The sequence below is a fragment of the Enterobacter sp. JMULE2 genome (assembly GCF_013337145.1).
Classification (GTDB): domain Bacteria; phylum Pseudomonadota; class Gammaproteobacteria; order Enterobacterales; family Enterobacteriaceae; genus Enterobacter; species Enterobacter mori.
This window is the reverse complement of sequence record NZ_SGWD01000010.1, coordinates 274,868-287,677: the sequence shown is the minus strand read 5'-3', so window position 1 is coordinate 287,677 and position 12,810 is coordinate 274,868. Positions and strand designations below refer to the sequence as shown.

Here is a 12,810-nt window from a genome sequence, read left to right as displayed (position 1 = left end):
AACAATCCTTTTGTGATATTTGATCGGAGTAAGAAACACCTGACTACGTATTTATACTGGCATATTTACTTCCGCTAAAAAAACGGTGAATCGTGTAAGCAATTTAAATTTTCAACTTTTCGGATACTTTCCCATCACTCGCTAAACCGATGATTCCTCTATATTCAACCAAAAACCACAGAAATAAAGTCGCTATTTGAAAAATGAAATCTACTTTTCAGGAAAATCAAAAACACCGTTTCAATTATTATTATGTTAAGTTCTTTGCTGTGTAATTTACTTTTTTAATTTATGCTTTCAGTCAATTAGGTCTGATATTCAGGGTGGATAAAATGGATAGTGCTGTCGATCGCCACGTTTTTTATATTTCTGATGGTACGGCGATCACCGCCGAGGTGCTGGGGCACGCGGTGATGTCGCAGTTTCCCGTTTCGATTAACAGCATCACGCTGCCCTTTGTGGAAAATGAGAGCCGCGCCAAAGCGGTGAAAGACCAGATTGACGCCATCTTCCAGCAAACCGGCGTGCGCCCGCTGGTGTTCTATTCGATTGTTATCCCGGAAATTCGCAGCATCATTCTGCAAAGTGAAGGCTTCTGCCAGGACATCGTGCAGGCGCTGGTGGCACCGTTGCAGAGCGAGCTCAAGCTCGACCCCACGCCCATCGCCCACCGTACACACGGGCTGAACCCCGGCAACCTGACCAAGTACGATGCGCGTATCGCCGCCATTGACTACACCCTCGCCCACGATGACGGTATCTCTCTGCGAAATCTCGACCAGGCGCAGGTGATCCTGCTGGGCGTGTCGCGCTGCGGCAAAACTCCGACCAGCCTCTATCTGGCCATGCAGTTTGGCATTCGCGCTGCAAACTATCCGTTTATTGCCGACGATATGGACAACCTGGTGCTGCCCGCCGCCCTTAAGCCGCTGCAGCACAAGCTGTTCGGCCTGACCATTAACCCGGAGCGCCTCGCCGCCATCCGCGAAGAGCGCCGCGAGAACAGCCGCTACGCCTCCATGCGCCAGTGCCGGATGGAAGTTTCCGAGGTTGAAGCGCTGTACCGCAAAAACCAGATCCCGTGGCTGAACAGCACCAACTATTCCGTAGAAGAAATTGCCACCAAAATCCTCGACATCATGGGGCTGAATCGCCGCATGTACTAATATGCTAGTACATTAATCCAGTTTCAGTTATCATAATGGGCATCATCGGGGCGAATTTGCCCCGAACTTGAAATCAGCAGGGATTGGTTTAAGGTGATGCCCATCACTTCCCGGTAGTCTGCCGATGAAGCACAAAAATTCTGAGACATTCCATGAACAAAACCGACGAACTCCGCACTGCGCGCATTGATAGCCTGGTGACTCCGGCTGAACTGGCCCAGCGGCACCCCGTTTCCGCAGGCGTTGCGGAACATGTAACGGCGTCCCGCCGCCGCATTGAAAAAATCCTGAACGGCGAAGACAAGCGCCTTCTGGTGGTGATTGGCCCCTGCTCCATTCACGACCTGGATGCCGCGATGGACTACGCAAAACGTCTTCAGGGGATGCGTGAGAAGTATCAGCATCGCCTTGAGATCGTCATGCGCACCTACTTTGAAAAACCGCGCACCGTGGTGGGCTGGAAGGGTCTGATTTCCGATCCTGACCTCAACGGCAGCTATCGCGTGAACCACGGTATTGAGCTGGCGAGGAAGCTGCTTTTACAGGTCAACGAGCTGGGCGTTCCGACGGCGACCGAGTTTCTCGATATGGTGACCGGGCAGTTTATCGCCGATCTGATCAGCTGGGGCGCAATTGGCGCACGCACCACCGAAAGCCAGATCCACCGTGAGATGGCCTCCGCTCTCTCCTGTCCGGTCGGCTTTAAAAACGGGACCGATGGCAACACGCGAATTGCGGTCGACGCGATCCGCGCCTCGCGTGCCAGCCATATGTTCCTGTCGCCGGATAAGAGCGGTCACATGACCATCTACCAGACCAGCGGTAATTCGTACGGGCATATCATTATGCGCGGCGGCAAAAAACCGAATTATCATGCGCAAGATATCGCAGCAGCCTGCGAAACGCTGGCCGAGTTCGACCTGCCGGAACACCTGGTGGTGGATTTCAGCCACGGCAACTGCCAGAAGCAGCACCGTCGCCAGCTGGACGTCTGCGATGAGATCTGCCAGCAGATCCGCAGCGGTTCCACCGCCGTGGCAGGCATTATGGCGGAAAGCTTCCTCAAAGAAGGCACGCAGAAAATCGTTACCGGACAGCAGATGGTTTACGGCCAGTCGATCACCGACCCGTGCCTGAGCTGGGAAGACAGCGAGCTGCTGCTGGAGAAGCTGGCAGCTGCGGTTGATTCTCGCTTCTGATGTTATTGTCGGGTGGCGCTGCGCTTACCCGACCTACGATCCGTGTCCTCTCCCTGTGGGAGAGGGCATCAGACTGCACCTCCCCCAAATTTGATCCCGTCACACAATTTTCACAAAAACGCTTGCCGTGAATTTGCAGTTTATTGATAATGATTATCATTGTTACATTGATTGTTATTTATAAACATTATGTCACGTACGGATTACAGCGCGGCAACGCCAATAAAAACACACACAGCGCCTTCCCCCACCTCCACCGATCGCCGTATCGACAGCAAAACCCTGCTCGGTGATGAGGGGCGGGTCATTATCGAGCATGACGGCCAGCACTATCTTCTGCGCCAGACCCATGCTGGAAAACTGATCCTGACTAAATAAACAACACGATAATTTCGCCAGCCACCCAGGTGATCCCCAGGCAGCCAGCGCTTTTCAATTCTTATGGAGAGTTGCTATGCCACACCTGCCTTCCGCATCTTTACGTCCGTCACTTCTGGCGCTGGCGATTGTCAGCACCCTGCCGGGGGCTGCGTTTGCCGCCACAGACGACATCACCGTAACCGCCACCGGCAACGCCCGCAGCGCCTTTGAGGCGCCGATGATGGTCAGCGTCATTGACGCCACCGCCCCGGAAAACCAGACCGCCAGCTCTGCCGCTGACCTGCTGCGCAAGGTCCCCGGTCTGACGCTGGACGGCACCGGCCGCACGAACGGTCAGGACGTCAACCTGCGCGGTTACGACCGTCGCGGCGTGCTGGTCCTGGTCGACGGCGTGCGTCAGGGAACCGATACCGGCCACCTCAACAGCACCTTCCTCGACCCGGCGCTGATCAAACGTATCGAAGTGGTGCGCGGTCCTTCCGCTCTTCTCTACGGCAGCGGCGCATTGGGCGGCGTGATTTCCTATGACACCGCCGACGCCAACGATCTGCTCGAGCCTGGCAAGAACAGCGGCTACCGCGTGTTTGGTACGGGCGCGACGGGCGATCGCAGCATCGGAATGGGTGCCAGCGCCTACGGCCGTACCGAGACGCTGGACGGTCTGGTGGCGTGGTCGAGCCGGGATCGCGGTGATATTCGCCAGAGTAACGGTGCAACGGCGCCTAACGACGAATCCATTAATAACATGCTGGCAAAAGGGAGCTGGAAAATCGACCCGGCTCAAACCCTGAGCGGCTCCCTGCGCTACTACAACAACGACGCGCAGGAGCCGAAAAACCCGCAAACCACCGACGCGTCCGACAGCAGCAATCCCATGACCGACCGCTCCACCATCCAGCGTGATGCGCAGCTTGGCTACCACATTGCCCCGGAAGGTAACGACTGGCTGAACGCCGATGCAAAAGTCTACTGGTCCGAAGCGCGCATTAACGCCCAGAACGTCGACGGCACCGGCGAGTTCCGCAAGCAGACCACCAAAGGCGGCAAAGTGGAAAACCGCACCCGTCTGTTCAGCGACTCCTTTGCGTCTCATCTCCTGACCTACGGCGGCGAATACTATCGTCAGGAGCAACGCCCGGGCGGTGCGACAACCGGCTTCCCGAATGCCAAAATCGATTTCAGCTCCGGCTGGCTGCAGGATGAGATCACCCTGCGCGATCTGCCCGTGACCCTTCTGGGCGGTACGCGCTACGACAATTATCGCGGCAGCAGCGAGGGTTACGACGATGTGGAAGCCGATAAGTGGTCATCCCGCGCCGGGTTAACCGTCAGCCCAACCGACTGGCTGATGCTGTTCGGCTCTTATGCGCAGGCCTTCCGCGCGCCGACCATGGGCGAGATGTATAACGATGCGAAACACTTCTCCATCGGCAGCTTCTACACCAACTACTGGGTACCCAACCCGAACCTGCGACCGGAAACCAACAAAACCCAGGAGTTCGGTTTTGGTCTGCGCTTTGACGATTTGATGCTTGCCAACGATGCGCTGGAGTTTAAGGCCAGCTATTTCGATACCAAAGCCAAAGACTACATCTCCACCACCGTCGATTTTGCCGCGGCGACCACCATGTCCTATAACGTCCCCGACGCCAAAATCTGGGGATGGGACGTAATGGCAAAATACGCCGCCGACCTGTTCAACCTCGACGTGGCCTACAACCGCACGCGCGGCAAAGACACCAACACCGGCGAGTATATCTCCAGCATTAACCCGGACACCGTCACCAGCAAGCTGGATATCCCGGTGGCGCAAAGCGGGTTCTCCGTCGGCTGGATCGGTACTTTTGTCGATCGCTCAACGCATATCAGCAGCAGCTACAGTAAACAGCCGGGCTATGCGGTCAATGATTTCTACGTCAGCTATAAAGGTCAGGAACAGCTCAAAGGCGTGACCACCACGCTGGTGCTGGGCAACGCCTTCGACAAAGCGTACTGGTCACCGCAGGGGATCCCGCAGGACGGTCGTAACGGTAAGATTTTCGTGAGTTATCAGTGGTAACGCATATTGAGAAGGAAGAGACAATGAATCACTACACACGCTGGCTTGAGTTAAAAGAAGACAATCCGGGTAAATACGCGCGTGACATCGCAGGGTTAATGAACATCAGCGAAGCGGAGCTGGCCTTTGCCCGCGTAGGTCACGACGCCTGGCGACTGCACGGTGAAATCCGCGAGATTTTAGGCGCGCTGGAGGCTGTGGGCGAAACCAAATGTATCTGCCGCAACGAATACGCCGTGCACGAGCAGGTCGGGAGCTTTACCAACCAGCACCTGAACGGCCACGCCGGGCTGGTGCTGAACCCGCGCGCGCTGGATCTGCGCCTGTTCCTCAACCAGTGGGCGAGCGTGTTTCACATCAGCGAAACCACCGCACGCGGTGAGCGTCAGAGCATTCAGTTCTTCGATCGTCAGGGCGATGCCCTGCTGAAGGTGTATACCACGGACAATACCGACGTCTCTGCCTGGGGCGACGTGTTGACCCGTTTTATCTTTGCCGATAACCCGCCGCTTGAGCTGAAGGCCGCTGATGCCCCGGCTCACGCTGAGAATGCGGATGCCGCGCGTGTGGACAAAGAGTGGCGCGCCATGACCGACGTTCATCAGTTCTTCAGCCTGTTGAAGCGCCATAACCTCAGCCGTCAGCAGGCGTTTCGTCTGGTGGGCGACGACCTCGCCTGCAAAGTGGAGAACAGCGCGCTGGGGCAGCTGCTGGAAACGGCACGTCAGGACGGTAACGAAATCATGGTCTTCGTGGGCAACCGCGGCTGCGTGCAGATCTTCACCGGCGCGGTGGAAAAAGTCGTACCGATGAAAGGCTGGCTGAATATCTTTAACCCCGCCTTTACGCTGCATCTGCTGGAAGACGCCGTCGCGGAGAGCTGGGTTACGCGCAAGCCTACCGCAGATGGTCACGTCACCAGCCTGGAACTGTTTGCCGCCGACGGTACGCAAATCGCCCAGCTGTATGGCCAGCGTACCGAAGGCGAGCCGGAGCAGAGCCAGTGGCGCAGCCAGATTGACGCCCTGACGCCAAAAGGGATAGCCGCATGAAAAGCTGGTTTGCCCTGCTAAGCGCTCTGCCTCTGGTGGCGTTTGCCGCCACGCAGGAGAAAATTGTCACCCTCGGCGGCGACGTCACGGAGATCGTTTATGCCCTTGGCGCACAGTCTTCTCTGGTCGCGCGCGACAGCACCAGCCAGTGGCCGCAGGCGGCGAACGGCCTGCCAGACGTGGGTTATCTGCGCCAGCTTAATGCAGAGGGGATTTTGTCCATGCGTCCCACGCTGGTGCTGGCGAGCGCTCAGGCTCAGCCCTCTCTGGCGCTGAAGCAGGTTGAGCAAAGCCACGTCAGGGTGGTCACCGTTCCCGCCAGTAACGCCCTGAGCGTGATTGACGAGAAAGTCCGGACGATCGCCGACGCAACGCACCAGCAGGCGCAGGGAGAAATCCTGCGCAAAACGCTGCGTGCGGAGCTGGCCGCACTGCCCACGTCGTCGCTGAACAAGCGGGTGCTGTTTATTCTTAACCACGGCGGGATGACAGCCATGGCTGCCGGGCAGCAGACCGGCGCGGATGCCGCCATCCGTGCGGCAGGTTTACAGAACGCTATGCAGGGATTTTCCCGCTATCAGCCGCTGTCGCAGGAGGGCGTGGTTGCCAGCCAGCCCGACCTAGTGGTGATTTCGCAGGACGGCGTGCGGGCGCTGGGCGGTGAAGAAAATCTGTGGACGCTGCCGGGTCTGGCGCAAACGCCAGCCGGGCGGAACAGACAGGTGCTGGCGATTGATGACATGGCGCTGCTGGGCTTTAGCGTGCGAACGCCGAAAGCGATCCAGCAGCTGCGCGCCAAAGCGGAGCAACTCCCCTGATGTCCCGACGGGTTACGGTTTCACTGTGGCTGCTGGCTGCCCTGCTCTCCCTTTTGACGTTCACGGCCACCGGCTTTGGTGCGTTGCACCTGCCGGTCAGCCTGCTGTGGAACGGCAGCGACGAGGCGCTGCGTCAAATCTGGCTGACGATCCGCCTGCCTCGCGTGCTGCTGGCGCTGGTCATCGGCGGGTCTCTGGCGTTGGCGGGGTGTGTGATGCAAGGACTGTTTCGCAATCCCCTGGCGGATCCGGGTTTGCTCGGCATCAGCAGCGGCGCGGCGCTGGCGGTCGCGCTGTGGGTCGTTCTTCCGCTCTCGTTACCTGCCCTGGTGATGCTCTATGCCCCGATGCTGGCAGCCTTTCTCGGCGCGCTGGCAGCGACCGTTGCGATCTTCCTGCTCAGCCAGCAGCGTAACAGCTCCCTGTCACGTCTGTTACTGGTGGGCATTGCGATAAACGCCCTGTGCGGCGCGGCGGTCGGCGTCCTCTCCTGGGTGAGTAACGATGCGCAGCTTCGCCAGCTTTCGCTCTGGGGAATGGGCAGCCTCGGTCAGGCGCAGTGGTCTACACTGCTGGCCGTTACCTCGCTGATGGTGCCCACCGTTCTGGTTATCTGGCGGCTGGCGAACGCGCTCAACGTGCTCCAACTCGGTGATGAGGAAGCGCATTACCTGGGTGTGGATGTCGCCGTCGTACAGCGGATCCTGCTGCTGTGCAGCGCCCTGCTGGTTGCTGCCGCAGTGGCGGTCAGCGGCGTGATCGGCTTTGTGGGGCTGGTGGTGCCGCATCTGATGCGTATGTGGCTGGGCGCGGATCACCGGGCCGCGATCCCCGGCTCGGTCCTCGCCGGAGCTTCGCTGCTGTTGGTTGCGGATACGGCCGCGCGAACGCTGGTCGCGCCAGCAGAAATGCCGGTCGGTTTGCTGACCAGCCTTCTTGGAGCTCCCTGGTTTCTCTGGCTTATCTTCCGTCGTGGAGGGCAACATGGCTGACCGCTATTGCGCTGAAAATATTGTTTTTCAGGCGGGACGACGCACGATAATCAACGACATTTCGCTGTCATTGTCGCAGGGTGAACTGATCGCGTTAATTGGCCCGAACGGTGCCGGGAAATCAACGTTATTACGGCTGTTAACGGGTTATCTCAAGCCTGCCAGCGGGCACTGTCTTCTGGCGGGGAAACCCCTCAGCGCATGGCGTCCGGACGCGCTTTCCCGCCAGCGGGCGGTAATGCGTCAAAACACGCAGCTGGGATTTGACTGGCCGGTGGAGGCCGTTATCGGCATGGGCCGCGCCCCGTGGACGCGCACGCCTGAAGCGGCAGTGATTCAGGAAATCATGCGGATCACCGAATGTTTACCGCTTGCCGGAAGGCAATTTGCGGCGCTTTCCGGTGGCGAACAGCAGCGTGTCCAGCTTGCGCGCGCGCTGGCGCAACTCTGGTGCGACGGTGCTCCGCGCGGCTGGCTGTTCCTGGATGAACCCACCTCCGCGCTGGATCTCTACCATCAGCAGTATCTGCTGCGGCTGTTGAGAACGCTGACCTGTCAAAAGGATCTGCACGTCTGCGTAGTGCTGCACGATCTCAATCTGGCGGCGCTGTGGGCAGACAGGATCCTGCTGTTGCATAACGGCAGGCTGGTCGCCGGAGGCACACCGGAGGCGGTCCTGCAGGCCGATGCGCTGGCCCACTGGTATGGCGCACAGCTGCACGTGGGTCAACATCCGGCTCACACCGCGCCGCAGGTGTTTCTCGCCCCCTAGCTTGAGCAGCTCACTTCCAGCCGCTTGCCCCAGTCAGGCGGGCGGCTGACGTAGTCATCGTCCCGGTCGGCAAACGGCGTGCGCAACGCCACATGCAGGCGGTGTAGCTCGTCGTACTGTCCCTGCTCTGCCTGCTCAATCGCCCGCTGCGCCAGCCAGTTGCGCAATACCATTGCGGGGTTCGCGGCCTTCATCTTCTCCTGGCGGGTTGCATCGGCCACCTGCTCCTGCTGAAGCCGCGAGCGGTAGAGCGTGAACCAGTCGTCAAACGCCTGCCTGTCGATAAACTCGTCACGCAGCGGTGACGCCGCGCTGTTCTGCTCCGTCTGGCTCAGCATCCGGAAGGTGCGGGTGTAGTCACTGCCTTCCCGCGCCATCAGCGCAAACAAGGTGTTCAGTAATTCGTTATCGCCTTTCTCCTGGGTCAGCAGGCCCAGCTTGTTGCGCATCAGCGCACCATACTCCCGCAGCAGAACCTCCTGATAGTCGTCGAGCGCATCATTCAGGGCATCGACGTCAATAAAAGGCGACAGGCTTTGCGCAAGGCGTTGTAGATTCCACAACCCTACAGCAGGCTGATTATCAAAACTGTAGCGTCCCTGATAGTCCGAATGGTTACAGATGTAACCCGGCTGGTAATCATCAAGGAAGCCATACGGACCGTAATCGAAGGTGAGTCCCAGAAGGGACATGTTATCGGTATTCATGACCCCGTGTGCAAACCCGACGGTCTGCCAGCGGGCAATCATTGAGGCGGTACGGGAGACGATATCGCGGAACCAGAGAACATACTTTTCCGCTTCACCCTGCAACTGTGGCCAGTGGCGGCGAATGGCATAGTCTGCAAGCTGTCGGACTTTTTCCGGCTCGCGGCGATAGTAAAAGTGTTCAAAATGACCAAAGCGCAGATGGCTTTCAGCGATGCGGACCAGCATTGCCCCCTGCTCCATCGTCTCACGCGCAACCGGCGTATCGCTGGTAACAATGGACAGCGCGCGCGTGGTAGGGATCCCCAGCGCATGCATGGCTTCCGATGCCAGGCTTTCGCGGATCGTTGAGCGCAGCACCGCGCGCCCGTCGCCCATTCGCGAATAGGGGGTAAGACCTGCACCTTTCAGATGCCAGTCAACCGTCTCCCCGTTGGGAAGCTGTTGTTCACCGAGCAGGATCCCCCGGCCGTCACCCAGTTGCCCCGCCCAGACGCCAAACTGGTGGCCGCTGTAGACCTGAGCCAGTGGCTGCATGCCCGGCAAAAGCGTTTCGCCGCCCCAGACGCCAGCCCCTTCTGCAGGCTGGAACAGGTCAGGCGGGATCGCCAGTTCGTCAGCCAGCGGCGCGTTATGCCAGATAAGACGGGAATGGTGTAACGGTGTAGGTTTGAGTGCGGTATAAAAGCCAGGCAACTCGTCATGCCAGTGTGCAGTAAAAGACAGGGTCATAGGTCCTCCTGCTTTTAGTGTAGAGGGTTTAGCGGGTCTTAAACACGGGCGAAGAGAAGGGTTATCATTGAACGAGCGTTGTCACCTGCTCTGCCGGTACGGCAGGCCAGAGACTTCCCTGCATCGCGCCAAAATTAAACGTCAGCACGCGCTGCAACAGGCTGTGATCGTCAATCCCGGATACCATAACCGACTGGCAGTGGGGGGTGATTTGCCAGAGAATAGCGCGCATAAAGGGCTCAAAAGAAAGCGCTGCAGCCCGCTGCTGGATAAAACCTTTGTCCAGTATTACGCGTTTAAACAAACCGTCATAAACCGCTTTGAGAGATGCTGCACCTGCGCCAAAGTTTGTCAGCACTAAAGGAAAATGGATTGCCATTCTCGCCAGGTTCAGATCATCTTTTCCATTATTTAAACCTGGATAGTTCTCATTAACAGTAAACTCAAGAAAAGGATAGCGCTCAAGTAATGAAACAGCATTTCCATTCGTTAATAAAAACTCAACTATTACAGGTGTAATATTGATCCATGCAATTAACTGGTGCTGAATAAAGAACAGTTTACAGGTGTCGAGCAATTGCAGTTTCTCTTGAAACAGCACTAACTCTTCTGCGGGTGAAAGACGCGGGATAACCAGTTCAGTAGGGATCCTCACTTCCGTGTCAACGCCAGCAAAGTTAACCACAAGCTCTAAACCTTTAAGCTCCCCAGCGCTATTACGCGCAGGCTGCAGCAAAAGTTCAGACTTGTAGGCATTATCTAGCGTAATAATCATTGCACTCGCCCCGCATTAAAGATGAGAGAGGACATCCTGGAGCAATTGACGACACAATTCCACTGTCTTGATTTTAATAAGATTAATTTCATCAGTTCCGTAATATTTTTCAGATTTATCCCTGAATCTAAATTAATCTTATCCTGGTTGCTGTGTAATAGCCAGTTTTAGATAAAACAGATACATCTGGACATAACTAATTCTTCGTAAATTTAACTTTAATCATCTTATATGATTAAAAGCGGCATAGTTTATTAGTTACCCTGCCGCCAGCGTTAAGCCGTCAAGGCGCGACTAAATACGCCGCGCCTGCCAGAAATTTTTACGCCAGTAGACATTATCGAGCGAAGAGCGCATCACCCCACGGCTGGTCGAAGCATGAATAAACTGGTTATCCGTATCGTAAATGCCAACATGGAGACCGCTTTCACCCGAACCGGTTTTGAAAAAGACCAGGTCGCCAGGCAGTAGCTCATCTTTGTCGATTTCCGTGCCTATTTCAGCTTGCTTGCGCGTTTCACGCGGAAGCTGCAAATCAAACTTATCGCGGAAGGTCATTAGCACAAAACCAGAACAGTCCACGCCGCCGCGGCTCATACCGCCGTAGCGATAAGGCGTGCCGCGCCAGTTGCTTAACTGGTCGTTCAGGCTGGCAATCACGGTGATTGAATCCGAGAGCCGGGCGTTAGGGGGTGGCGCACGATGGCTACTGCATCCCGCAAGAAAGAGCGCTGCCACAAAGAGAAACCAGAATCGCATGTCCAGACGAATCCTCTGCTTTTTTATTCTTTTTGTAATTTAGCGTGCAAGTAGGCTACCAGGCAAGAAACGGTTACTCTTGCGCGGTAGAAATCAGCATCTTATGCCCTTCTATGTCCAGCCTGCGGAACGACATATTGTACGCGCGGGCAAGATTTGGTGGCGTAAGAACCTGGTCACGCGCGCCGCTGGCAATCATTTTGCCTCGCGACAGCAGCCAGACCCTGTGGGCATGGCGCAGCGTGTGGTTCAGGTCATGACTGCTCATGACGACGGCTATCCCCTGACGGGACAACCCGCTTAGCAGGGTATCCAGCGCCGCCTGCTGGGCGACATCCAGACCGCTCATCGGCTCGTCCAGAAGCAGCAAGCGTCCGTGAGGATTTCCTGCCGGATGGATCTGCAGGATAACCGCGGCCAGACGCACGCGCTGCCACTCCCCACCGGAGAGGTGGCTGGCGTGACGGGTGAGTTTATCGTCTAACCCTAACGCCGTCGCGACATCCGAGAGCAGCGTGGCGCTGTTTTTATCATGCAGATGCAGCATCAGATAGTGCCAGACCGGCATCGCAAACGGTGGCACCTGCTGCTGAACTAAATAGCTACGCCGATGTGCCAGCGATACCGGTGACCAGTCGGCAAGGGCGTGCCCCTGCAGCACGATCTCACCCGGACCAGAGGTCAAGCCCGCCATGCGTGCCAGCAGCGTGCTTTTACCGGCCCCATTTGGCCCAACAAAATGCAGGATTTCTCCGGCATTGATAGCACCGGTTACCGGCTCCAGACGTCCCTTATCGGCGACGTCCGTGAGCTGCATCAGCAACGTCATTATTTCGCCAGCGCCAGCTTGATAGACTCCATGACGATCGGATCTTCAGGCGTCATATCCGGTGAGAAACGCTGGACAACCTGGCCGTCGCGACCAATCAGGAATTTTTCAAAATTCCACAGAATATCGTCAGGATAGAGCGGCGCACGCCCCTTGCTTGCCATACGCTCATAGAAACCGCTGCCCTCTGGCGCCACGGCGGTCGGCGCTGCGGCCACCAGCTTCGCATAGAGCGGGTGGCGGTCTTCACCGTTGACGTCGATCTTGCTGAATAGCGGGAACGTCACGCCATAGGTGGTGCTGCAGAAGGTTTTAATCTCCTCTTCGCTGCCCGGCTCCTGACCTAGGAATTGGTTGCACGGGAAGCCCAGTACGGTGAAACCGTCTTTCTCCCAGGCTTTCTGAATGTTCTCCAGCTGTTCGTACTGCGGCGTCAGGCCACATTTAGATGCCACGTTGACGATGAGCAACACGTTGCCCTTGTAGCCTTCCAGCGTGGTTTTCTCGCCGTCAATGGTGGTCACTTCGGTATTCAGAATATCAGTCTGCATAGCATTCCCTCAGGTTGT

General features: G+C 57.1%; 13 protein-coding genes. 8 read left to right on the top strand and 5 right to left on the bottom strand.

Features of this window, described 5'->3' with window-relative positions; genetic code table 11:
* The first annotated feature begins 332 nt into the window (after positions 1 to 332).
* The 8 genes from EXW94_RS02275 to EXW94_RS02240 all read left to right on the top strand — a co-directional run bounded on the left by EXW94_RS02275 (position 333) and on the right by EXW94_RS02240 (position 8,439).
* The gene (locus tag EXW94_RS02275) at positions 333 to 1,166 is read left to right on the top strand and encodes a pyruvate, water dikinase regulatory protein (protein ID WP_042719439.1); all 834 of its coding nucleotides are present in this window, start codon (positions 333 to 335) and stop codon (positions 1,164 to 1,166) included.
* Positions 1,167 to 1,318: 152 nt separating this feature from the next.
* Positions 1,319 to 2,365, top strand: coding sequence for a 3-deoxy-7-phosphoheptulonate synthase AroH (gene aroH / locus EXW94_RS02270; RefSeq protein WP_174339389.1), 1,047 nt, complete (start codon positions 1,319 to 1,321; stop codon positions 2,363 to 2,365).
* A 189-nt stretch (positions 2,366 to 2,554) separates the two neighbouring features.
* The gene (hemP, locus tag EXW94_RS02265) at positions 2,555 to 2,743 is read left to right on the top strand and encodes a hemin uptake protein HemP (protein ID WP_174339388.1); all 189 of its coding nucleotides are present in this window, start codon (positions 2,555 to 2,557) and stop codon (positions 2,741 to 2,743) included.
* Positions 2,744 to 2,819: 76 nt separating this feature from the next.
* On the top strand, positions 2,820 to 4,805 hold the full coding sequence (locus EXW94_RS02260; protein ID WP_174339387.1) for a TonB-dependent hemoglobin/transferrin/lactoferrin family receptor: 1,986 nt from the start codon (positions 2,820 to 2,822) through the stop codon (positions 4,803 to 4,805).
* Positions 4,806 to 4,828: 23 nt separating this feature from the next.
* Positions 4,829 to 5,857 carry a hematinate-forming heme oxygenase ChuS gene (gene chuS / locus EXW94_RS02255; RefSeq protein ID WP_174339386.1) on the top strand — a complete coding sequence of 343 codons (1,029 nt, stop codon included), beginning with the start codon at positions 4,829 to 4,831 and terminating at the stop codon, positions 5,855 to 5,857.
* Positions 5,854 to 6,675, top strand: coding sequence for a hemin ABC transporter substrate-binding protein (locus EXW94_RS02250; RefSeq protein ID WP_174339385.1), 822 nt, complete (start codon positions 5,854 to 5,856; stop codon positions 6,673 to 6,675). The genes chuS and EXW94_RS02250 overlap by 4 nt, the downstream gene beginning before the upstream one ends.
* Positions 6,675 to 7,667 carry an iron ABC transporter permease gene (locus tag EXW94_RS02245; protein WP_174339384.1) on the top strand — a complete coding sequence of 331 codons (993 nt, stop codon included), beginning with the start codon at positions 6,675 to 6,677 and terminating at the stop codon, positions 7,665 to 7,667. Before EXW94_RS02250 ends, EXW94_RS02245 begins: the two co-directional genes overlap by 1 nt.
* Positions 7,660 to 8,439 carry a heme ABC transporter ATP-binding protein gene (locus tag EXW94_RS02240; protein ID WP_174339383.1) on the top strand — a complete coding sequence of 260 codons (780 nt, stop codon included), beginning with the start codon at positions 7,660 to 7,662 and terminating at the stop codon, positions 8,437 to 8,439. The genes EXW94_RS02245 and EXW94_RS02240 overlap by 8 nt, the downstream gene beginning before the upstream one ends.
* Here EXW94_RS02240 and selO read toward each other — a convergent pair.
* The 5 genes from selO to EXW94_RS02215 form a co-directional block, all read right to left on the bottom strand.
* Positions 8,436 to 9,878 (bottom strand): protein adenylyltransferase SelO, encoded by a 1,443-nt coding sequence (selO, locus tag EXW94_RS02235; protein ID WP_174339382.1) that lies wholly within the window; start codon positions 9,876 to 9,878, stop codon positions 8,436 to 8,438. The two genes, EXW94_RS02240 and selO, sit on opposite strands and share 4 nt — an antisense overlap.
* A 64-nt stretch (positions 9,879 to 9,942) precedes the next feature.
* Positions 9,943 to 10,653 carry an EAL domain-containing protein gene (locus tag EXW94_RS02230; RefSeq protein WP_089601019.1) on the bottom strand — a complete coding sequence of 237 codons (711 nt, stop codon included), beginning with the start codon at positions 10,651 to 10,653 and terminating at the stop codon, positions 9,943 to 9,945.
* A gap of 294 nt (positions 10,654 to 10,947) precedes the next feature.
* Positions 10,948 to 11,412 (bottom strand): C40 family peptidase, encoded by a 465-nt coding sequence (locus EXW94_RS02225; protein WP_108416813.1) that lies wholly within the window; start codon positions 11,410 to 11,412, stop codon positions 10,948 to 10,950.
* 73 nt (positions 11,413 to 11,485) lie between these two features.
* A complete protein-coding gene (gene btuD / locus EXW94_RS02220) occupies positions 11,486 to 12,241 on the bottom strand; it encodes a vitamin B12 ABC transporter ATP-binding protein BtuD (protein WP_174339381.1) in 756 nt (251 codons plus the stop codon).
* The gene (locus tag EXW94_RS02215; protein ID WP_042714875.1) at positions 12,241 to 12,792 is read right to left on the bottom strand and encodes a glutathione peroxidase; all 552 of its coding nucleotides are present in this window, start codon (positions 12,790 to 12,792) and stop codon (positions 12,241 to 12,243) included. The genes btuD and EXW94_RS02215 overlap by 1 nt, the downstream gene beginning before the upstream one ends.
* Positions 12,793 to 12,810: the final 18 nt, after the last annotated feature.